Here is a 20,758-nt window from a genome sequence, read left to right as displayed (position 1 = left end):
GTGGCCGACCACCCCGTTGACGAAAAACTCCCCGCGCTCAAGATGGCGACGACCGGCCTGCAGCACGTGGCCGCCATGTACGCGGGCGTCGTCGCCCCGCCCCTGATCATCGGCGCGGCCATCGGCCTCGACGCCACCGACCTGACCTTCCTCACCGGAGCCTGCCTGTTCACCGCGGGCCTCGCCACCTTCCTGCAGACCCTCGGCATCTGGAAGATCGGAGCCCGGCTGCCGTTCGTCAACGGCGTCACCTTCGCCGGTGTCGCCCCGATGGCCGCGATCGTCGCCTCCACCGAGGACAAGTCCGACGCTCTGCCGATCATCTTCGGCGCGGTCATCGTCGCCGGACTCCTGGGCTTCCTGGCGGCCCCCGTCTTCTGCAAGGCGATCCGCTTCTTCCCGCCCGTCGTCACCGGCACCGTCATCACCCTGATCGGCATATCGCTGCTCCCGGTCGCCTTCGGCTGGGCACAGGGACCGAACCCGGCGGCCCATGACTACGGTTCGGCGACCAACCTGGGCCTCGCGGCCGTCACCCTGCTGATCGTCCTACTGTTGCGCCGTTTCACCACGGGCTTCGTCAAGCAGATCGCCGTACTGCTCGGCCTCGTGATCGGCACGCTCATCGCGATCCCGTTCGGCGCCACGGACTTCGCGCCCGTCGCGGACGCGGCCGTCGTCGGCTTCCCCACCCCGTTCCACTTCGGCGCACCGCAGTTCCAGCTCGCCGCGATCATCTCAATGTGTGTGGTGATGGTGGTGTCGATGACCGAATCAACCGCCGACATGCTGGCGCTGGGCGAGATCGTCGAGCGCCCGGCCGACGAGCGGACCATCGCGGCCGGCCTGCGCGCCGACACCCTCGGCTCGGCGCTCAGCCCCCTCTTCAACGGCTTCATGTGCAGCGCCTTCGCGCAGAACATCGGCCTGGTCGCCATGACGAGGATCCGCAGCCGTTACGTCGTCGCCGCGGGCGGCGGCTTCCTGGTGCTGATGGGCCTGTGTCCGATGGCGGCGTCGCTGATCGCCGTCGTACCGCGCCCGGTGCTCGGCGGGGCGGGCGTCGTCCTGTTCGGCTCGGTCGCGGCCAGCGGCATCCAGACCCTGGTCCGGGCCGCCCTGGACAAGGACAACAACGTCCTGATCGTGGCCGTCTCCCTGGCCGTCGGCATCATCCCCATCACGGCCCCGGAGTTCTACCACGCCTTCCCGGAGACGGCCCGCATCGTCCTGGACTCCGGCATCTCGACGGGCTGTGTGGCGGCCGTGCTGCTCAACCTCGTCTTCAACCACCTGGGCAAGGACGCCCGCGACAGTCACGACGTGACCCACCCGATGGAGGCGGGCGAGGAACTCACGAACACCCCGAAGGCCCCGGCCGCGTCCTGAGGGCGCCGGACTCCGCCTAGGCTTCTGCCTTGGTCAACTCCAGGTTGACCGGGGGATCAGGGGACGAGGGGGAGACGGGCCGATGAACCACGCGACCGAGGTGTTCCAGCCGTTGCGGGCGGACGATCCGCCCGTGGTCGCCGGGTACCGCCTCGCGGCCCGGCTCGGCGCGGGCGGCATGGGCCGTGTCTACCTCTCCCACACCCAGGGCGGCCGGCCGGTGGCGATCAAGGTGGTACGGCCGGAACTGGCCGACGACCCGGAATTCCGGCGGCGGTTCCGCCGGGAGGTCGAGGCGGCCCGGCGGGTCCGGGGCGCCTACACCGCCGAGCTGATCGACGCCGACGCCGACGGCACACCGCCCTGGGCGGCCACGCTGTACGTACCCGGGCCGTCCCTCGCCGACGCCGTCGCGCGGCGCGGGCCGCTGCCCGTCCCCGCGGTGCTGTGGCTGATGGCGGGGGTGGCCGAGGCGCTCCAGGCCATCCACGTCGCCGGCATCGTGCACCGGGACCTCAAACCGTCCAACGTGCTGCTCGCCGCCGACGGGCCGCGCGTGATCGACTTCGGCATCTCGCTGGCAGCCGACTTCACCTCGTACACCGTCACCGGCGCAGCCGTCGGCACGCCCCACTTCATGGCTCCCGAGCAGGCGTCCGCGGCCGAGGTCACGGCGGCGACCGACGTCTTCGCGCTGGGCCAGACGGCCGCGTTCGCGGCCCTGGGCCGCCCGCTCTACGGGGAGGGCTCCGCGGTCGGCGTGCTGTACCGGATCGTGCACGACCGGCCCGACCTCTCCCTGCTGCCCGAGCAGCTCCGACCGCTGTTCGCCCGCTGCCTGGCCGCCGACCCGGAAGACAGGGCGGACCTGGCGGAGATCGTCGACTGGTGCCGGCAGCGACTGGGCGCGGACGCCGACGCGGGCGCGGGCCCGGCCGTGTGGCGGGACGTCACCGGACCGGAACCGGCCGTCCCGTCACCGCTCTGCACTCCCACGCGCGTCGAGCTCCAGCCGCTGGTCGTCACCCAGCCCCAGCCGCTGCCGGGCGGGCCGGGGGAGCGGCGGACGCGACGCCGGCGCACCGCGCTGATCACGGCCGCCGCCGTGACGGCGGGGGTACTGGCACTGGGCGGCCTGCTGTGGACGGTCCAGGACGCGGGGAACAGGTTCCGCGACTGGGTGGCCGGCGCACCGGCGACGCCGGACCCGGACAGGTCCGGACGGCCGGCGGACTCGTCCACGGCGTCGCCGTCGGCCTCCGGGTCCGTCGCGGATGCCGGGGGCCGGACACCGTGGGCGGCGGAGCCCTCCCCGACCGTCTCCCAAACGCCGCGCCCCATCGGCCGGGTTCTCCAGAGGCTGGACGCGAAGAGCTCGCTGAGCTTCGAGGAGCCGTACCAGCGCGACGACCGGGAGGGCGACGTCCGGTTCGACTGCGAGAACGCCGGATGTGCGCTGGAGAGCGACACCAGTGTCTTCATCCAGATGTTCACCGACGAGGGCGTCTCCCTCGACGAGTGCCGGCTCATGCTGGCGCACGCCGATCAGCGCCGCTGGCCGCTGGCCTCGGTGCCGGTGGGAGGCCAGATCTGCGTCAAGCACAAGTCCGGGGACATCGCCCTGCTCACGGTCCAGACGAAGTCGACCGCACTGCCGGAACTCGCCGCCCTCACGATGGACATGACGATCTGGCGGCGTTCGGCGACCTGACCGCCGCGCGGTCACACCGTCGGCCGTCTCGCGCCGGCGGACGAACGACTGGCCCGCCGGGTGCGCGCCCGCATGGGGTCGCTGCCGGCCTGCCTGTGACCGGACAGGCGGTGCATGTGCCGGCCTGCGTGTGACCGGACAGGCGATGTACGAGCCGTGGACCGAGCGTCAAACGTGCGTGGAACCCCCCTGACCACACTCCGTTGCACCGGAGGCCCCGGTTCCGGCCGACTCGGCCGGGCGGGCCGCCCCTAGGAGCAGGAGCAGGAGCACACCATGAACGTGACGGTGATCGGGTCCGCGAGCGCGGCGTCGCCCGAGGAACGGGCGCTGAGGGACCTCTATCTGGAGCACGGCCCGGCCCTCTACGCCTACGTGCTGCGCATGCTGGGAGGGGACATCCACCGCACGGAGGACGTCCTCCAGGAGACGCTGCTGCGCTGCTGGAACAAGCAGACGCTCGCCGACGGCGAGGGCATGGCCGTACGACCCTGGATGTTCCGCATCGCCCGCAACATCGTGATCGACGCACACCGGACGAAGATGGCCCGCCCGCAGGAGATAGGCGGCGCAGACTGGCTGACCGAACTGGGCACCGACGCCGACGACATCGAACGCATGCTGTCGTCCGTCGTCCTGCACGACGCCCTGCGGGCCCTGACGCCGGCACATCGCGAGGCGCTGGAGGCCACCCTCTTCGCCGACCGCACCACACAGCAGGCGGCCGGCGCGCTTGGCGTCCCCCAGGGCACGGTGAAGTCCCGTGTCTACTACGCCCTGCGCAGCCTCAGAGCTGCCCTGGAGGAACGCGGTGTGCACTGACCGGCCGCGCCGCGCGACCGCCCGCAGGGGACCCGGCCCACGGTCCTACGAGAGTCCGAACAGCCCCGGATCGGACGCCAGCTTCCTGAAGACCGCCGCGGGATCCGCGACCAGCCTGCGCTGCTCCAGGTCCAGAATCCCGCCGACCGCCGTGATCTCCGCGGCCACGGTGCCGTCGGCCTTCACGACGGTCTGCTCGATCCGGAACGTCTTGCCGCCGCTCCACTCGAAGGCGCAGGTCACCTCGACCTCGTCACCTGCGAGCAGCTCGCGTTTGTAGCGGATGGTCGTCTCGAGGGCGACCGGGCCCACACCGCTGCCGACGAGGGCGGACTGGCTGATCCCCGCGGCGTGGAGCAGCGACCAGCGGGCGTGCTCCGCGTAGTTCAGGTAGACCGCCTGGTTGAGGTGTCCCTGTACGTCCGTCTCGTAGCCACGGACGGTCACAGGGACGGAATACGGCTCGCTCACGGCTTTCCCTTCTCGCGCCGGATCTCTCGCACCGGACTCTCGTGCACTGCGCAATGATCCACCGATCTTGGCATGCCCATCACGTCCGGCGCGGCGAAGCCAGCAGATACCGGCTTCCGCTGCGCGGCTCGCGGTGCTCGCTCACCTGCCAGCCTGCCCCTTCCAGGGTGGCCGCGCAGGCCCGCAGCGCCGCCGCGTCCGGCTCGTGGACGGCGACTGCCTCCGGCTGTGGGGTCTCCCGTACGCGATAGCCCCCGCCGTCCTGTCCCGCCGGAGCGTGCCCGGCCGCCTCCAGGGCCAGCGCCGCCGCCCGCACCAGGTGCGTACGCTCCCAGCCGCACGGCCGGTCCACGTCCCCGCCCGGGTTGGTCATCCGGCGCAGCTCCAGCAGCCCCTGCCAGGCGCTGTGCACCTCACGGCGCCGGGCGGGACCGGCGGCCGCGGCGATCTCCTCACCGCCCACGCGCGCGGCGAACACGCCCGTCGACGCGGTGGCCCGAGCGGGCTCGGCCGCTTCGGGCACCCGGGTGATGCCCTGCCGCACCCGGTGCCCCTCCGGCGTCAGGAAGTGGTCGTGCGGCGGCCGGGGATGCCGGAAGGCCAGCCCCCGCTTCACCAGGGCGGTGAGCTGTGCCTCCGTGCCCCGCAGCCGCCCCGTCACGGGATCGGCGGCGTCGATGACACGCCGCTGCGCGGCGGTCGGCGGTCGCGTCACGGCCGCCCTCCTCTCTCCCGGCGCTCCCTCCGGGGGCACACGCCCCATCTGCTCGAAGGCTACGACCCACCACTGACATGCGGGGCCGGGACGGCTCCCCGCGCCGCGCCCCGGCCGCCCACCCGCCGGGGCTCGGGCCGCCAGGTGGCCACCAGAGCGCCGGCCAGCAGCAGCTCGGCCAGGTCGCCGCCGTAGTACATGACCTCCGCGCCGCCCTGCACCTGGTCGACGGGCGCGTGGATGTCGGCCCAGAAGCCGCCGTACATCAACTGGGAGATCACGGCGTGCGCCGCGATCGCGACGCCGAGGTAGACCAGCCGGGCCCTGACTCCCGGCCGGGCGGGGGCCGGGTCGGGTCCGGCGATGACGTGGGCGAACAGGCATCCGGAGAGCAGGAAGTGCGCGTGCAGCAGCCAGTGCGCCGCAGGGTCGGCCCTGGTCGCGTCGTACAGGGGAGTGAAGTACAGCACCGCGAGGCCGCCCGTGGAGAGCGCCAGCGCCACCGCCGGGTGGGTGAGCACACGGGCGGGCGGGCTGTGCAGCACCGCGGTCAGGCGCCGGGCCGGGGACGCGGGCAGGGTGCGCAGCAGGAGCGTGACAGGGGCGGCCAGGACCAGGGCGAGTGGCGCGTACATGCCGATGAGGAGGTGCTGGACCATGTGCCCGCGGAAGTCCTCGTGGGCGAAGGGGGCCACGGGCGGCAGCAGTGCTGCTCCGAGCAGGAGGATTCCGCCGAGGAACCAGCCGGTCCGCCACCGGCTCCAGCCGAGGGCCGGATTGCGGTGGCACGCCCGGCGGACGAGCAGCAGGTAGACACCGCAGGCGGCGAGCAGCAGGAGGGCGGGCGGCAGCCAGTCCGGGGTGCCGCCGCCCGCGGCATGCCCGTGCCCGTGCGGGTGGTGGCCCATCAGCCGGCCATGCCCTCGTGCCGGCCGACGGCCGCATCAGGGGCGACGGACCGGCCGCTGCGCTGGAGCAGGTGGCCACCGGCGACCAGCAGGGCGCCCAGGACGAGGAAGCCGATGTCCCACCAGACCTGGCCCTCGCCGGCGTAGACGTGGTGGATGCCGAGGACGTGGTGGTCCAGTACGCCCTCCACGAGGTTGAACAGGCCCCAGCCGACGAGCATCCACCCCCACAGCACCCGGGAGGCCCACACCCGGCGCCGGTCGTGGGTGACCCGCGCGTAGAGGACGGCCAGCCCGAGCAGGACCGCGAGCCAGCACACGGTGTGGAAGACGCCGTCCCACAGGGTGTTCATCTCCAGGCCGGAGACGGTGTGGGGGTTGTAGTACTTCAGCCCGACGCGGTCCTTGTTGGTGCTGGAGAGCATGTGGTGCCACTGGAGCAACTGGTGCAGCAGGATGCCGTCGGCGAATCCGCCCATGCCCACCCCGAGCACGATGCCCGGGAGCCTGATGTCCGCCGGTCGTGCGGTGCCGAACCGGGCTTCGCCCTGCGTGGTGGCCATCACTCGTCTCCGCTCCTGCCTGGGGGAAGGACCGAGGACGACGTTCCCCGTTGTGCGGCGCTCACGCCCGGCGCAGAGCCATGATCCGGCTCCAAGACCCTTTCCGGCCGTCCCCCCGCGTGGCCGGGAAAGCCCCGTGCCTACTGGCGGTACCCGCCGAGGAACCGCCCGATCCGGCCGATCGCCGCCTCCAGGTCCTCCGCGTGCGGCAGGGTCAGGATGCGGAAGTGGTCCGGAGACGGCCAGTTGAAGCCCGTGCCCTGCACCACCTGGATCTTCTCCCGCAGCAGCAGGTCGAGCACGAACCGCTCGTCGTCGTGGATCCTGTGCACCTTGGGGTCGAGGCGCGGGAAGGCGTAGAGCGCGCCCTTCGGCTTCACGCACGTCACGCCGGGGATCTCGTTGAGCATCCGCCAGGCCACGTCCCGCTGCTCCAGCAGCCGTCCGCCCGGGGCGGTCAGCTCGCGGATGGACTGCCGGCCGCCGAGCGCGGCCTGGATGGCGTACTGCGCGGGCGCGTTGGCGCACAGCCGCATGGAGGCCAGCATGGTGAGGCCCTCCAGATAGTCCTTCGCGTGCTGCCGCGGGCCCGTCACCACCAGCCAGCCGGAGCGGAAGCCCGCCACCCGATAGGTTTTGGACAGGCCGCAGAAGGTGAGGACGACCAAGTCGGGGGCGAGGGCGGCGGCCGAGTGGTGCACGGCGTCGTCGTAGAGGATCTGGTCGTAGATCTCGTCGGCGAAGACCATGAGGCCGTGCCGCCGGGCGAGGCCGAGGATGCCCTCGACGATCTCCTTGGGGTAGACCGCGCCGGTGGGGTTGTTCGGGTTGATGATCACGACCGCCTTCGTCCGGTCGGTGATCTTCGACGCCATGTCGTCGAGGTCGGGGTACCAGTCGGCCTGTTCGTCGCACAGGTAGTGGACCGCCTTGCCGCCCGCGAGGGTCGTCACCGCCGTCCAGAGGGGGAAGTCCGGGGCGGGGACGAGGATCTCGTCGCCGTCCTCGAGGAGTGCCTGCACGGCCATCGACACCAGTTCCGAGACGCCGTTGCCGAGGAAGACGTCGTCGACGCCGACCTCCAGGCCGAGCGTCTGGTACCGCTGGGCCACGGCCCGCCGGGCGGAGAGGATGCCGCGCGAGTCGGTGTAGCCGTGCGCCTGCGGCAGCATCCGGATCATGTCCTGGACGATCTCCTCCGGCGCCTCGAACCCGAAGAGCGCCGGGTTGCCGGTGTTCAGGCGCAGCACGCTGTGGCCCGCCTCCTCCAGGGCGTCGGCGTGCTCGATGACCGGGCCGCGAATCTCGTAACAGACCTCGCTGAGCTTGCTCGACTGCCGGAACTCCATGCGCTGCTTCCCCTCTGGCGACTGTGCTGCTTGGTTTTACCAAGTACGCGCTTGGAAAGTCCAACAACTTGTCTAGACTGCGTCGCATGCCACCTCGCCGAAGCTACGACCAGTACTGCTCCGCCGCCCGTGCGCTCGACGTCGTCGGTGACCGCTGGACCCTGCTGATCGTCCGGGAGCTCCTCGCGGGCCCCCGCCGCTACACCGACCTGCACGCGGACCTGCCCGGCGTCAGCACCGACGTACTCGCCTCGCGGCTGAAGGACATGGAGCGCGACGGTCTCGCGACCCGGCGCCGACTGCCGCCTCCCGGGGCGGCGTACGTGTACGAAGTCACGTCTCGGGGGCGCGAGTTGCTGCCGGTGCTGCAGGCGCTGGGGGAGTGGGGACGGGCCGGGCTCGGCGAACGCCGGCCGACGGACGCGGTGCGGGCGCACTGGTTCGCCCTGCCCCTGCTGCGCCTGCTGGACGGTGCGGGACTCGTCGAAGTCCGCCTGGAGGAAGGCCTGTTCCATCTGTACGCCGGTGCCGGGGAGGGCCCGGTGTACGGTGACGGGCCCGCTCCCGGGGAACCGGACGCCCGGCTGGCGCTGGACACCACCACGTGCACGGCCATCGCCCGGGGCGAGCTGAGCCTGGACCGCGCCGTGCGGGACGGCCGGGTCGAGGTGAGCGGCGACGGCACCCTCGCCAAGGCCCTTCGCGAGGAAGGACAGAAGGCCCGCACGGGGCGGGCCTTCTGAGAGGCGATCAGATGGTGGCCCGCCGGTGGCGGGTCGGGTGAGGGCCGGTCAGGCTCCCGGCGGAACCCGGGACGGCCGTCCCGTCCCGCGTGTCAGGGCGTACCCGCCGACACCCGCCAGCGCGGCCAGGATCCCGCCCACCGCGGTCCACACCCACCGGTCCGACCACCAGCCGGACGTCCAGCCGTCCTCGGGTTCGAGACCGGCCAGCACCGCCGCGTCCTCCCGCTCCTCCTCGGGCCTGGAGGCGATCCCCGGTACCAGCGGCTCGGCGAGCGAGCCGTCCACCGCCGCGGACCCGCCGACGTCCTCGGAGCCGGCCCGCACCTCGGTGCCGACCGGGAGACCGAGGTCGGCGGTGGCGACGCCGACGGCCGTCAGACGGATGTAGTAGGTACCCGGCAGCGGGTCGTTCGCCCACGGCTCCGACCAGGCGCGCACGGTGCGCAGCACACAGGCCAGCTCCACGGAGGAGGCGTCCGCCGCCGCGGTGCGGGTCTGCGCCCCGTACCGGCAGGCCTGACGGCGGCGCAGACCGTCGTAGACGTCGATCTGCCAGGTCTGGGCGGCATGGGTCTCAGGCAGCTTCACCGTCGCCCGGACCGTGGGGCGCTGCCCGGTGTCCGCGGGGAACGACCAGTACAGGTAGTCGCCGGTCGAGCCGCTCGCCGTGGCCCGCTGCCCCTGCTCGAACTCGGCCGCCGTACGGAACGACGTGCCGGCCTGCGTGGGGGCCGACGAGCCGTCCTGCGACGGGCTCGGTGAGGCATCGGCGGCGGCCGGGGCGGCCGCGAGGCCCAGGGTCAGCAACGCCGCGCCCAACGCTCGCATCACTCGCATCAGTTGGTCCTCCAGACCGCGACCCGCCAGCGCGACAGCCAGCCCCATACGACACCGGCGAGGAAGCCGGTGAGGATCAGCACACCGAGCAGCCACCAGCCGCGGCCCAGACCGAAGGCGGCCACGTCGCCCGCCTGGTTCGGGGCGTCCACGACATCCACGGTCAGCTCCAGCGGCAGACCGGGCGTGGTCTTCACTCCGGAGGCCGGCGAGAAGGAGTGCGAGACGGCGAGGCAGACCGCTTCCGCGGGAGCGTCCTCGTCGTCACTGTCGGCCTTCGGGTAGCGCAGGCCCGTCGAGATCACGTCCGTACGGCCGTTGCCCGCCGCCTCACCGCGCACGATCTCGCGGCCCTTGGACGTGACGGCCCGCACCAGCACGCCATGGCCGGGGTTCACCGCCCGGTCCGCCGCGACGCTCACCGACGCACGCAGCTCCTGGCCCGGCCGCACGTCCACCCGGTACCAGCGCTGCTGCCCGAACTCCTCACGGTCGGTGTACAGGCCCGGCTTCAGCGCCGGCGCCGCGGAGCACCGGTCGGCACCCTCGGCCGGCACCGGCGTGACCACCGGATCGGCTGCCCGGTCCACCAACTGGTTGACACGGTCGGTGAGTTCGTCCTGGTGTTCCACCGAGGTGTAGGTGCCGCCGGTGGCCTCGGCGATGCAGCTCAGCTGCCGGCTCAGCTTGGCGGTCGGCACCAGGCCCAGGGTGTCGATGGTCAGGCCGATGCCCTTGGCCGCTATCTCGCGGGCCACCTCGCACGGGTCGAGCGGGGCGCAGGTGTCCTCGCCGTCGCTGATCAGCACGATGCGCTTGGAGCCGTCGCCGCCGTCCAGGTCGTCGGCCGCCTTCAGCAGGGCCGGGCCGATCGGCGTCCAGCCCGTGGGTGTGAGGGTGGCGACGGCCGTCTTGGCCTCGGTCCGGTCGAGCGGGCCGACCGGATAGAGCCGCGCGGTGTCCTTGCAGCCCGTCTTCCGGTCGTTCCCCCGGTAGTCGGCACCGAGGGTGCGGATGCCGAGTTCGACCTCCTCGGGCGTCGCGTCGAGCACCTCGTTGAACGCCTGCTTGGCGGCGGCCATCCGCGACTGGCCGTCGATGTCCCGGGCCCGCATCGAGCCGCTCACATCGAGGACGAGGTCGACCTTGGGGGCGTCCTGGCCCGTGGGTTCACCGGCGGCCGCCCCGGCCGGGAAGGCGAGCCCGGCCGTCAGCGCGGCGAGCAGGGCCCACAGCCCGGCCGCCAGCCGTGTTCTTGTGATCATCGCCGGATCCTATTGATCACCCCCCGCCGGTTCCAAAACGGGGTTCAGCGCAGCGGATTGGGCAGTTCCGCCCACTGGTCGCCGGGCGTGCGCGGGGAGAGGCGCATCAGCGTGAGCGCCTTCGTGGGCAGGGGTTCCGCACACAGCGCCGCGAGATCCGGGGTGCGTGGCAGATCCCGTACGGCCGTCTCCAGGGCCGCGCCGAGCGCCGGGCCCGACCCGGCCGTGCCGGCCAGCGCGCCCGCGACGAGCGATCCGAACAGCTTGCGGCGGAGCACGCGTTCGTCGTCCGTGACCATCCGGGCCGGCAGCTCGGGCACCGTGATGCCGTGCCGGGCCAGGCGCGCCGGGCTGACACGGATGTCGGCCAGGTCGCGATAGACCAGCCGCAGCGGCTCGCCCGCCGCGGAGAGGACCACCAGGAGGTTCTGGCCGTGCGCCTCCAGGGCCACGCCCAGCTCCAGCAGCCGCAGTCCGACGGTGAGGGCGAGCCGCGCGAAACGGCCCAGCCAGGCGGGGGAGCCGGGCAGGTCCGTGGTGGCGAGCGCCGCCACCGGCACGACCCGCTCACCCCTGCCCTGGTACGTCCGCGGGGACTCCCGCAGGACGGCCGCGAAGTCCGGGGAACCGGCAGCCGCCGCGCCCAGCGTGCGCGTGACGTGCAGCAGGCCGTCCATGCGCGCCGCGGGCACCCCCGCGAAGTCCGACAGCACCGCCGACGCGGCCACCGAGGGCAGGGAGATGTCCCGCACCGAGGACGTCAGGCGGGCGCTCAGCGAGGTCTTCACGTGCGGCCCGCCGGGCAGCGCGAGCGTCCGCAGGGACATCAGCGGATGCGCGGGCCGCGACTGCTCGCACGTCCGCTTCAGCACGTGCGCCGCCTGCCACGGGTGCACCGGCAACACCACCCGCCCCCCGTCCCGCAGCTCCCCCGGCCACACGCCCGTCACCAGGCACTCCTCCGCCGGCACCGGCACCAGCCCCAGCTCCACGACCGGCCGGTGCTCGGGCCCGTAGGCCAGCTGCTCGGCCACCGAGAAACCGGGCCGGGAACGGCACGTCGGATGGAACGGATGCCCGTCGGTGATCCGCTGCTCCCACTCCCAGTCGCTCTCCGGCCAGTCGCCCCGGTCGCCCTCCCGTCCTGCCCTCGACAGCGCCAACGAGGCGACGCTGTGCCCGAGTTCGGCGGCGAAGGAAGCGGAGTGCGGTACGGCCAGGTCGGTCATCAGCCCGGCCGGATCCGCGTAGACGGAGTCGTCGAGCCGTACGGCGGTGACGTACGCCCCGGTCGCGTACGGATCCGGCCGCGGACCGTGCAGCCGGCGGCCGTCGGACAGGGACAGCGTCAGACCCTCCCGGGCCTGCTCCCGGCCCACGACCCAGGGCAGCGGCTCGTGGGCGAGACCACGCCACAGCCGGGACAGCACGGCCGCCCGGGCACCGGGCAGTTCGGCCTCGTACCGCGGCAGGAGAGAGGGCCGTACGACGGACAGCTCGTCGGCCACCTCGGCCTCGGCGGTGGGGGGACGGTGCACGGGCGGGCTCCTCGGGTACGAATAGGGGCGTCACAGCGCCGACGGCGACGACCGACATACTGATCATCTCCGCCCGGCACGCTGGAACGACCATAGGGACGAGTGGAACGCGTGGACCTCATGCCCCCGCCCGCCGACGACGACTCGGCCCACGGTGCCGACCGGGCCACCGGACGCCTCGCCGACGCCTGCGCCGCCGTGCCCCTGCTGAACTGCCTGCTGCGGGAGGTGGCACGCCCGGTGCGCAGGGAGGGCGACCACCGCGTCCACCGGCTGCCCGGGGGCCGGCTGCTGCGGGTGCGCGGGACACGGCGGCCCGTCGAACCGGAGATCGAGGCCGGGGGTGCCTGGCACCGCCTCGGCCACACCGAACTGGTCAAGCTCGTCGCGGAGGAACTGCGCCGGCACACCGGCCTGTCCAACCACGAACTGCCCGCCGAGATGCTCGACAGCCGGGACGTCGTGGCCGCCCTGCTCGCCGCCCGCGCCCGGGCCACTCCGCCCGGCGACCTCTACCTGCGCTCCGAGCAGTCCCTCCTGACCGGCCACACCCATCACCCGGCCCCCAAGGCACGCGGCAGCGGCCCCGAGGCCGACTGGCTGCCTTACGCGCCCGAGGCGTACGCCCGCTTTCCGCTGGTGCTGCTCGGCCTGCGCGAGGACACCGTCGTCGAGGACGGCGACACCTCCGCCCTCGACGCCCTCGGCACGGCACCGCCCGGCTACCGGCTGCTCCCGGCCCACCCCTGGCAGCTCGACCTGGCCGCACGCGAGCTCGCCGGGGCGTTCGCGGACGGCAGACTGATCCGGCTCGGCACCACCGCCTTCGACGCCTGGCCCACCGCCGCGATCCGCACGCTCTACACGCCCGAGCCGGACCTCTTCCTCAAGTTCAGCCTGGACGTGCGCATCACCAACGACATCCGCCGCCTGTGGCGCCACGACCTGCTCGCCCTGCGCAGGACCGACGCGGCCGTCAGTGGCGCCTTCGCGGCGTTGGGCGGGCCCTCGGCCTGGCTCGGCGACCGCGGCTACCGCACCGCCGGCTTCGCCTTCGAGGCCCTGGCGGTCCTCGTCCGCGACGGCTTCGGCGGCCGCCTCCGGCCCGGGGCGGTCCCGTTGCTCGCCGCCGCTCTCGTCGAGGGCTTCGACGGCAGTCCGCTCGACCGCGCCGCGGACCCCGGCGTCTGGTGGGCCGCGTACCTCGCCCAGGTCGTGCCCCCGGCGCTCACGGCGTTCGCCGGGCACGGCGTCGTCATCGAGGCACACCTGCAGAACACCCTGGTCGCCGTGGACGCCGACGGACTGCCGGTGCAGGCGCTGTACCGGGACGCCGAGGGCGTGAAGCTGCTGACGGACGTACCGCGGCAGGCAGGCTGGGAGCGGCTCGTGTACTGCCTGGTCGTCAACCACCTCATCGAGATCGCCGGCGCCCTCACCGAACGGCACCCGGGGTTCGACCCCTGGCCCGCCGCCCGGCGCGAACTCGCCCGTCACGACCTCCCCGAGATCCCCGCCCTGCTGGCCTCCCCGACGCTCCCCGCGAAGACCAACCTGCTGCTGCGCTGGACCGGCGCGGACGGGGCCGACGCCCGCTACCGCCCGCTGCCCAACCCGCTCGTGCGGGGCACCTGACCCACCGGGGCCCGGTACCCCCGTGCAAAGATGATCACAACCGTCAGCGAGGGAGGGTGCGGCATGTCCGCGACGCCGGACGCAGGGGTCCCCTGCCGCATCGTCGTCTGCCGGGACTGCTGCTGCGGCAGCCCCAAGATCACCGGCGTCGACCACGCCGCCCAGACGGAGCGTCTGCGCGAGGCGGCACCGGTGCGGATCTCCGACTGCCTCGACGTCTGCGACCAGGCCAACGTCGTCGTGGTCCGGCCCTCCGCCGAGGGCCGGGCCGCCGGGGGCCGTCCGGTGTGGCTCGGACTGGTCAACGACCCGGCCGCCACCGAGGACGTCGTCTCCTGGGTGCGCGAGGGCGGCCCCGGCGTCGCGCCCCTGCCCGACATCCTCGGCCTGTACGTCTTCAGCCCGCGAACCGGACGCGCCGCCGGCAGCCCGTGAGACGGGGCTCGTGGCACGGGGCCGGCCGCAGCACACGGCCGGCGTGACAGGAGCCTCAAGACTCCGTCGCCCGCACGCGGGGCGCCCGGGGATGCGTCGAAGCCGAGAACCACCGGCATCTTCAGGACTCCTTGCCGTCGACGAGGTCCGGGTCGACCACGCTCGGGCGTTCCGACCAGAAGGCGGGCGCCGTCAGGCGCCTCACGACCATGAGGATCACGCCGGCGACCACGATGGCGATGCCGATGACGAGCGGCGGACCGATCCCGAACCACGACACGCCGCTGTAGGAGTTGTCGGGGTCGGCCATGTCCGCCACGGACTCCACCAGCAACCACGCCAGCAGCCCCGCGCCGATCAGTGGTCCGAGGCCGATCAGGAGGAAGTTGTGCACACTGCGGGTCAGTTGGCGGCGGTAGTAGACCGCGCAGGCCAGACCCGTCAGCGCGTAGTAGAACGCGATCAGCAGTGACAGGGCGGTGAGGGAGTCGAAGAGGGCGTTCTCACTGATGCCGTAGAGGACGAGGTACCAGGCGATGGCGATGCCCGCGACCCACCAGGTGCTCACGTCGGGGGTGCGGAAGCGCGGGTGGATGTGGCCGAAGCGCGCGGGCAGGGCGTACCGGCGCGCCATGGACAGCCCGGTGCGCGAGGCCGGGATGATCGTGGTCTGCGTGGAGGCGAGCGCGGACGTCGAGACCGCCAGCAGCACCACCCAGTCCCAGCCGCCCATCGCCTCCTCGGCGAGCAGCGCGAAGACGAACTCCTCCTCCGCCGCGTTCTCGGCGAGGTAGTCCGTGCCCGCGTAGGCCACCACCGCGAAGGCGACCGCGACATAGGTCACCAGCAGCAGCACCGTCGACCAGACGGCCGCTCTGCCGGCGGCGGTGGCCGAGTCCTCGACCTCCTCGGTGAGGTTGACCGCCGACTCCCAGCCCCAGTAGGTGAACACACCCAGCAGCAGGGACGCGGTCAGTGACGCCCCGCCGGCTCCGAACGGGTCGAGCCAGCTGAACTCCGGCTCGATGGCGCCGAGGGTGCCGGTGCCGGCGTAGACGCGGTAGAGCGCCACCACCGCGAAGGCGAGCAGACAGGCGACCTGCGCCAGGATCAGGACGTTCTGCACCTTGGCCGACAGCTCGGTGCCGATCACGCAGACGGCCGTCATCACCACGATGAGCAGCACCGTCAGCGCCTGACGGACCACGTCGTTCTCGGCCCAGCCGTCCAGGCCGACGGCGAGCAGGAAGAACGTCACGGCCACGTCCGCGAGCGACCCGACGACCAGGACACCCGTCATCGTGATGGCCCAGCCGCCGAGCCAGCCCGCCCACGGCCCCATGGCCCGGGTGACCCAGGAGAACGTCGTGCCGCAGTCCTGGTCCACCTTGTTGAGGTAGTAGAACGCCGAGGCGATCAGCAGCATGGGCACGAACGACGCGAGCATCACGCCGGGGGCGTGGATGCCGACCAGCGCCACGACGGGACCGATCACCGCCGCCACGGAGTACGCGGGCGAGGTCGAGTTGAGCCCGATGACCAGCGCGTCGACGAACCCGATGGCGTTCGGCTTCAGACTCGCCTCCGGCGGCGGTCCCGAGTCCGTGATGTCCTTGGCCATGCTCCCTCGCTCCCGTTGTACGTGCGTCCATACAACAAGCACTTTTCGGGTGCTTCGGGCATTTGGCCCCTTCAGGGCTTCATGTCGTCTTCCGGCCGCGGACCAGCAGGTGCAGGAAGTACGGCGTGCCGATCACCGCCGTCATCAGCCCGGCGCCCAGCTGCGCGGGGGCGATCACGGTACGGCCCAGCAGATCGGCGGTGCAGACCAGCGCGGCGCCGAGCAGGACCGCGACGGGGACGACCCGCACGTGCCGCCGGCCCACCAGCGCCCGGGCCGCGTGCGGGGCCACCAGCCCCACGAATCCGATCGTGCCGGCCGAGGCGACGGCCGTCGCCGCCAGCAGCACGCCCACCACCAGGAAACCCAGCCTGGCCGTGGGGAGTCCGAGGCCGAGCAGCCGCGGGGTGTCCTCGTCGAGGGAGACGAGGTCCAGCTCGGTACGCCGGGCGACCGCGACCCCCAGGCCCAGCGCCAGCACGAGCGCGACGGGCAGCACGTCCGCCGTGGTCCGCCCGTACGTCGAACCGGACAGCCAGGTCAGCGCCTTGGTGGCGTTGAACGGGTCGGTGAGCACGATGAGCAGGCTGATGAGGGCCGACGTGCCGGAGGCCATGCCGATCCCGACGAGGACCAGCCGGTTCTGCCGGTAGCCGCCCCGGGCGGAGAGCCCGAAGACCACGGCGGAGGCCGATGCGGCGCCCGCGAACGCGGCGCCCGCGATGCCCCACGACCCGGCCGAGGGCACGGTGGTGACGAGCAGGACGGCACCCAGCGCGGCACCGCCGGAGACGCCCAGCACACCGGGCTCCGCGAGCGGGTTGCGGGTCACGGCCTGCACCAGCGTGCCCGCCAGGGCGAGGGCCCCGCCCGCGCACAGCGCCGCGAGCACCCGCGGCACACGGGTGTCCAGGACGAAGGTCACGGCCTGCCCGGCCCGCCCCTGCGCCCAGTTGGCGACGTCGCCGAGCAGGAGCTTGCTGTCGCCCAGCAGGACACCGGCCAGTGTGACGCCGGTGACCACGGCGGCCAGGAGGGCCACGGTCGCGAGGAACGCCGCACGGCTCGGGACGCGCAGCCGGTCCGGCACGTCGGCCCCGGTGGTGTCCCGCAGCCGCAGCGCCGTCACCACCAGGAAGACGGCACCGACCAGGCTGGTGACGACGCCGGTCGGGACGGCGACCGCCGTGTCCGCCGGGATCAGGGTCCGCAGCAGCACGTCCGACCCGAGCACCAGCCCGGCACCGGCCAGACCGGCCACGGGCAGGGCCGCCCGGGCACGGACGAAGCCCCGGAAACGGCGGGCGAGCGGACGGACCAGCGCGGGGGCGCACAGGCCGACGAAGCCGATCGGCCCCGCGAGCGTGACGGCTGCCGCCGACAGCAGAGCCGCGAGGACCACCACCGTGACACGGGTGGCCCGCACCGGGACGCCCAGCCCGCGCGCCGTGTCGTCCCCGAGGGCGAGCGCGTCGACCCGCCGGGCGACCAGCAGCAGCCCGGCGAGCCCCACCAGGGCGACGGGCAGCATCTGCAGGACGCCGTCGAAGCCGTTCTGGCCGATGCTGCCCTGGTTCCACTGGTAGAGGCCTTCCGTCTGCTGCGGGAACAACAGGAGCAGCCCCTCCGTGAGGGAGTTGAGGCCCAGGGCGAGCGCCGTCCCGGCGAGGACGAGACGTACGGTGCCCGTGCCGAGACCGGACAGGGCGAGCACGACGGCCGCGGCCACCAGCCCGCCCGCGAAGGCCACGCCGGAGGAGGCGAGCAGCGGCAGCGAGACGCCGGTCGCGCCGGCCAGCCCGAGCGCCAGATACGAACCGGCGTTCACCGCGAGGGTGTCGGGCGAGGCGAGCACGTTGCGGCTGACGGTCTGGAGGACCGCGCCCGCGATGCCGAGGACGACGCCGACGAGGACACCGGCGGTCATCCGCGGCAGCCGCGAGGCGATGACGACGGACGCGTCCTCCGGGTCGGCCCGGCCGGTCAGGGCCTTGAACACCTGCGCCGGTCCGACGGCGGTGGTGCCCTGGGTGATGTCGACGACGGCGAGCGCGGCGACCAGCAGGACGAGCCCGGCCGTCACCGCGGCGGCACCCGTCCGGGACGCGGCCGCCGGCGGACGGGGGACGGGGGGTGCTTCGGTGACGGCCATGGCCCCGCTACTTCGTCAGCGCGCCGACGAGGGCGTCGATGTACGCCTCCATCGACTCGGGACCGCCGAACATCCAGATGCCGTCGGGCAGCCGGTGCACCCGGTCCGCCTTCACGAACGGCAGGGAGGTCCACACGGCGTTGTTCTTCAGCTGCCCGGTGAACGGGTTGCTGGACTTGTCGTCGTCGTTGCCGATGTAGGCGAACTGCGTGTCCTTCGGCAGGGCGGTGAGGCCCTCGACGTCGGTGGTGCCGAGGCCGTAGGCCGGGTCGCCCTTGACCTTCCACGCGTTCTTCAGGCCGAGCCGCTCGTTGACGGCGCCGATGAGGGAACCGCTGGTGTAGGGGCGCAGGGAGACCTGGTTGGACGTCACGTAGCCGTCGGAGAAGGCGAGTTCGGTGCCGTCGAGCCCCGCGTCGGCCAGGGCCTTCTTGCCCTCGGCGACCTTGGCCTCGAAGTTCTTCTTTGCGGTGGCGGCCTTGTCGGTGGTGCCGGTGGCCTCGGCGATGAGGTCGAGGTTGGTGAACATCTGGCCGATCTGGTCGGAGGCGTCCGCCGACTTGATCTCCAGTACGGGGGCGATCTTCCGCAGTTGCTTCACGGCCGCGTCCGGCAGGTCGGAGCTGGCCACGATGAGGTCGGGGGAGAGCGAGGCGATGGTGTCCATGCTCGGCTCGCCGCGCGTGCCGATGTCCTTCGGCTCGTTCTTCAGCGGGACGGCGGTGTCCCAGGTCTTGTAGCCCTTGACGTCGGCGACGCCGACGGGGTCGACGCCGAGGGTGAGGAGACTCTCGACCTCGTTCCACTCGGTGGCGACGACCTTATTCGCGGGGCCGTCGAGCTTCACCTTCGCGCCGGTGGAGTCGGTGAGGGTGATGGCCTCGGAGGCCTTCCCCTTCGAGCTGTCGGCGGCCGGCTCGGTGGTGCCGCAGGCGGCGAGGGTGAGCGCCGCGGCGGTGGTGGTGGCCGCGGTGAGCAGGAGACGTCTCATGAGGTGGTGCCGAGCCTTTCGCTTCGGGTGGTGCGGGTGTGGTGCCGGCCGATCGGGCGGGTCCGTAGCCGGCCGGTGTGGGGGTCTGTGTCGACGTCGATCCGGATGCCGTAGACGGCGGTCAGCCGCTCGGGGGTCAGGACGTCCTCGGGGCTGCCGTCGGCGACGATCCGGCCCGCTTCGAGCAGCGTGATCCGGTCGGCGACGGCCGCGGCCTGGTCGAGGTCGTGCAGCACGACTCCGACGGCGATCCGGTGGTCGTCCGCCAGGTCGCGGACGAGGTCGAGGAGCTCGACCTGGTAGCGCAGGTCGAGATAGGTCGTCGGCTCGTCCAGCAGCAGGACGCCGGTCTCCTGCGCGAGGCAGCTCGCGAGCCACACGCGCTGCAGCTGGCCGCCGGACAGGTGGTCGGCGGAGCGGTCGGCGAGGTCCGTGAGGCCGGTGAGTGCGAGTGCCCGCCCGACGGCGGCCGGGGCGTCCTGGTCGGGGCGGCCGAAACGGCCCCGGTGGGGGTAGCGGCCGAACTCGACGAGGTCGCGCACGGTCAGTCCGCCGGGCGTGGGGCGACCCTGTGTCAGCAGGGCCACATGGCGTGCGAACTGCCGGGCGGTCAGGGCGAGGCCGTCGGTCTCCGCGTCGATCCTGAGCTCGGCGCGGCGGGCCCGCTGGAGCCGGGCGATCGTCCGCAGCAGCGTGGACTTGCCGCTGCCGTTGGGGCCGACCAGGACGGTCACCTCACCGGGCCGCAGCGTGATCGCCGCGTCGTGCACGACGTCCGTGCCGTCGTACGACACGGTCACGCCCGTGGCCGACAGTTGGTGCCCGCGCAGGCGCGGCCCGGCCGTTTCCTCACCAGATCTCACGTGGCGAAGGTTAGCCTAACCTAATATCGCCTTGACAAGGGGGGCGGCGGGGGGTGGCCACCGGACTCACGGTCGGACGACGCCCGGCGCCCGGCGTGCTCGTCAGTCGTCGCCGGTCGTCCGGTCCATCAGCGCGCTGTACGCCAGTTGCAGCGTGTCCGCACCGGCCAGGGCGGTGAGGGTGCCCATGGCCGTACGGGTCGCCCGTGGCCACAGTGCCTGGCCGGCGGTCAGGGCGGAGGCGACCCACACGCTCATGCAGAACGGGCAGGTGGCGAGTTCGCCCACGGTGTGCCTGCCGTGCTCGGCCTGCGCCTCCTCGTGCAGCTCGGCGGGCCCCTGCGGACCGACGTACCGGGTGAACGGCGCGCGCAGCGGACTGGTCACCGACGCCTTGCTGAGCAGCCGGCTGAGCCGGAAGGTGGCCACCGAGGTCAGGACCACGTCCCACGGCTCGGGCCGCTCCGGCAGCGTGCGCCCGCTGCGTCGTACCGCCGTGGTCCAGGCGGCCGTGTACGCCGCGAAGCCCGTCATGGCCGCGAGGTAGCCGCCGAGCGGACGGTCGTGCCCCGCCGCGTAGGCGCGGCCGGTGCGCCGGAGTGCTCCGTGCAGCCGCCGCACAAGGTGTCTGTCAGTCATGGTCGCCGCGCCCATGGGCCGCCCCCGATCACGTTCCGTTCCCTCGCGGGGCAGGCTCCCCGCCGTCCTGATGACGCAGCCGTACCTCGACAGGGCCGTCTGTCGACC

The 20,758-nt window shown here is 73.0% G+C and carries 19 protein-coding genes; 6 read left to right on the top strand and 13 right to left on the bottom strand.

The genetic code is table 11. The features are described from left to right. From ACIQU3_RS17820 to ACIQU3_RS17810, 3 genes are all read left to right on the top strand, one after another. Positions 1–1,389, top strand: coding sequence for a nucleobase:cation symporter-2 family protein (locus tag ACIQU3_RS17820; RefSeq protein ID WP_403739804.1), 1,389 nt, complete (start codon positions 1–3; stop codon positions 1,387–1,389). 82 nt (positions 1,390–1,471) lie between these two features. Next, positions 1,472–3,100, top strand: coding sequence for a serine/threonine-protein kinase (locus ACIQU3_RS17815; RefSeq protein ID WP_403926125.1), 1,629 nt, complete (start codon positions 1,472–1,474; stop codon positions 3,098–3,100). 276 nt (positions 3,101–3,376) lie between these two features. Next, entirely contained in the window at positions 3,377–3,922 is a 546-nt protein-coding gene (locus ACIQU3_RS17810; protein ID WP_403739434.1) for a sigma-70 family RNA polymerase sigma factor, read from the top strand. Positions 3,923–3,967: 45 nt separating this feature from the next. Here ACIQU3_RS17810 and ACIQU3_RS17805 read toward each other — a convergent pair whose 3' ends face one another. The 5 genes from ACIQU3_RS17805 to ACIQU3_RS17785 all read right to left on the bottom strand — a co-directional run bounded on the left by ACIQU3_RS17805 (position 3,968) and on the right by ACIQU3_RS17785 (position 7,928). Further along, positions 3,968–4,393, bottom strand: coding sequence for an acyl-CoA thioesterase (locus ACIQU3_RS17805; protein ID WP_403739431.1), 426 nt, complete (start codon positions 4,391–4,393; stop codon positions 3,968–3,970). Between the two features lie 79 nt (positions 4,394–4,472). Further along, positions 4,473–5,108: a hypothetical protein gene (locus ACIQU3_RS17800; protein ID WP_403739428.1), complete on the bottom strand. Its 636-nt coding sequence runs from the start codon at positions 5,106–5,108 to the stop codon at positions 4,473–4,475. Positions 5,109–5,167: 59 nt separating this feature from the next. Beyond that, the gene (locus tag ACIQU3_RS17795; RefSeq protein WP_403739424.1) at positions 5,168–6,016 is read right to left on the bottom strand and encodes a cytochrome c oxidase assembly protein; all 849 of its coding nucleotides are present in this window, start codon (positions 6,014–6,016) and stop codon (positions 5,168–5,170) included. Further along, positions 6,016–6,579 (bottom strand): DUF2243 domain-containing protein, encoded by a 564-nt coding sequence (locus ACIQU3_RS17790; protein WP_403926123.1) that lies wholly within the window; start codon positions 6,577–6,579, stop codon positions 6,016–6,018. The genes ACIQU3_RS17795 and ACIQU3_RS17790 overlap by 1 nt, the downstream gene beginning before the upstream one ends. Before the next feature lie 140 nt (positions 6,580–6,719). Further along, a complete protein-coding gene (locus ACIQU3_RS17785; protein WP_403926120.1) occupies positions 6,720–7,928 on the bottom strand; it encodes a pyridoxal phosphate-dependent aminotransferase in 1,209 nt (402 codons plus the stop codon). 86 nt (positions 7,929–8,014) lie between these two features. On the opposite strand from ACIQU3_RS17785, the gene ACIQU3_RS17780 reads away from it, so the two are divergent. Continuing rightward, the gene (locus tag ACIQU3_RS17780; protein WP_403739415.1) at positions 8,015–8,671 is read left to right on the top strand and encodes a winged helix-turn-helix transcriptional regulator; all 657 of its coding nucleotides are present in this window, start codon (positions 8,015–8,017) and stop codon (positions 8,669–8,671) included. Between the two features lie 48 nt (positions 8,672–8,719). On the opposite strand, the gene ACIQU3_RS17775 is transcribed toward ACIQU3_RS17780, so the two are convergent. Genes ACIQU3_RS17775 through ACIQU3_RS17765 form a run of 3 tightly spaced genes read right to left on the bottom strand, consistent with a single transcriptional unit; the run spans position 8,720 to position 12,314 of the window. Beyond that, positions 8,720–9,511 carry a hypothetical protein gene (locus ACIQU3_RS17775; RefSeq protein WP_403739412.1) on the bottom strand — a complete coding sequence of 264 codons (792 nt, stop codon included), beginning with the start codon at positions 9,509–9,511 and terminating at the stop codon, positions 8,720–8,722. Then, positions 9,511–10,776 carry a VWA domain-containing protein gene (locus tag ACIQU3_RS17770; protein WP_403739409.1) on the bottom strand — a complete coding sequence of 422 codons (1,266 nt, stop codon included), beginning with the start codon at positions 10,774–10,776 and terminating at the stop codon, positions 9,511–9,513. Before ACIQU3_RS17770 ends, ACIQU3_RS17775 begins: the two co-directional genes overlap by 1 nt. A gap of 44 nt (positions 10,777–10,820) precedes the next feature. Continuing rightward, a complete protein-coding gene (locus ACIQU3_RS17765; protein ID WP_403926117.1) occupies positions 10,821–12,314 on the bottom strand; it encodes an IucA/IucC family protein in 1,494 nt (497 codons plus the stop codon). A gap of 102 nt (positions 12,315–12,416) precedes the next feature. Between ACIQU3_RS17765 and ACIQU3_RS17760 the strand changes: the two genes are divergently transcribed. Together ACIQU3_RS17760 and ACIQU3_RS17755 are read left to right on the top strand one after the other, a co-directional pair. Then, positions 12,417–13,949, top strand: a complete 1,533-nt coding sequence (locus ACIQU3_RS17760; RefSeq protein ID WP_403739398.1) for an IucA/IucC family protein — start codon at positions 12,417–12,419, stop codon at positions 13,947–13,949. A gap of 63 nt (positions 13,950–14,012) precedes the next feature. After that, the gene (locus tag ACIQU3_RS17755) at positions 14,013–14,384 is read left to right on the top strand and encodes a (2Fe-2S) ferredoxin domain-containing protein (protein WP_403739395.1); all 372 of its coding nucleotides are present in this window, start codon (positions 14,013–14,015) and stop codon (positions 14,382–14,384) included. A gap of 121 nt (positions 14,385–14,505) precedes the next feature. Here the strand turns inward: ACIQU3_RS17755 and ACIQU3_RS17750 are convergent, their stop codons facing one another. The 5 genes from ACIQU3_RS17750 to ACIQU3_RS17730 all read right to left on the bottom strand — a co-directional run bounded on the left by ACIQU3_RS17750 (position 14,506) and on the right by ACIQU3_RS17730 (position 20,650). Then, positions 14,506–16,005, bottom strand: coding sequence for an APC family permease (locus ACIQU3_RS17750; protein ID WP_403739393.1), 1,500 nt, complete (start codon positions 16,003–16,005; stop codon positions 14,506–14,508). A 79-nt stretch (positions 16,006–16,084) separates the two neighbouring features. Further along, entirely contained in the window at positions 16,085–18,157 is a 2,073-nt protein-coding gene (locus ACIQU3_RS17745) for an iron ABC transporter permease (protein WP_403739391.1), read from the bottom strand. 7 nt (positions 18,158–18,164) lie between these two features. Beyond that, a complete protein-coding gene (locus ACIQU3_RS17740; protein WP_403739389.1) occupies positions 18,165–19,148 on the bottom strand; it encodes an ABC transporter substrate-binding protein in 984 nt (327 codons plus the stop codon). After that, a complete protein-coding gene (locus ACIQU3_RS17735; RefSeq protein ID WP_403739386.1) occupies positions 19,145–20,011 on the bottom strand; it encodes an ABC transporter ATP-binding protein in 867 nt (288 codons plus the stop codon). Before ACIQU3_RS17735 ends, ACIQU3_RS17740 begins: the two co-directional genes overlap by 4 nt. A gap of 102 nt (positions 20,012–20,113) precedes the next feature. Continuing rightward, on the bottom strand, positions 20,114–20,650 hold the full coding sequence (locus ACIQU3_RS17730) for a DUF1360 domain-containing protein (protein WP_403739383.1): 537 nt from the start codon (positions 20,648–20,650) through the stop codon (positions 20,114–20,116). Between the last annotated feature and the right edge of the window lie 108 nt (positions 20,651–20,758).

The sequence above is a fragment of the Streptomyces sp. NPDC101110 genome (assembly GCF_044759525.1).
In the GTDB taxonomy this organism is placed as follows: Bacteria; Actinomycetota; Actinomycetes; order Streptomycetales; family Streptomycetaceae; genus Streptomyces.
The sequence above is the reverse complement of the archived record's forward strand: the minus strand, read 5'-3'. Positions and strand labels throughout refer to the sequence as shown.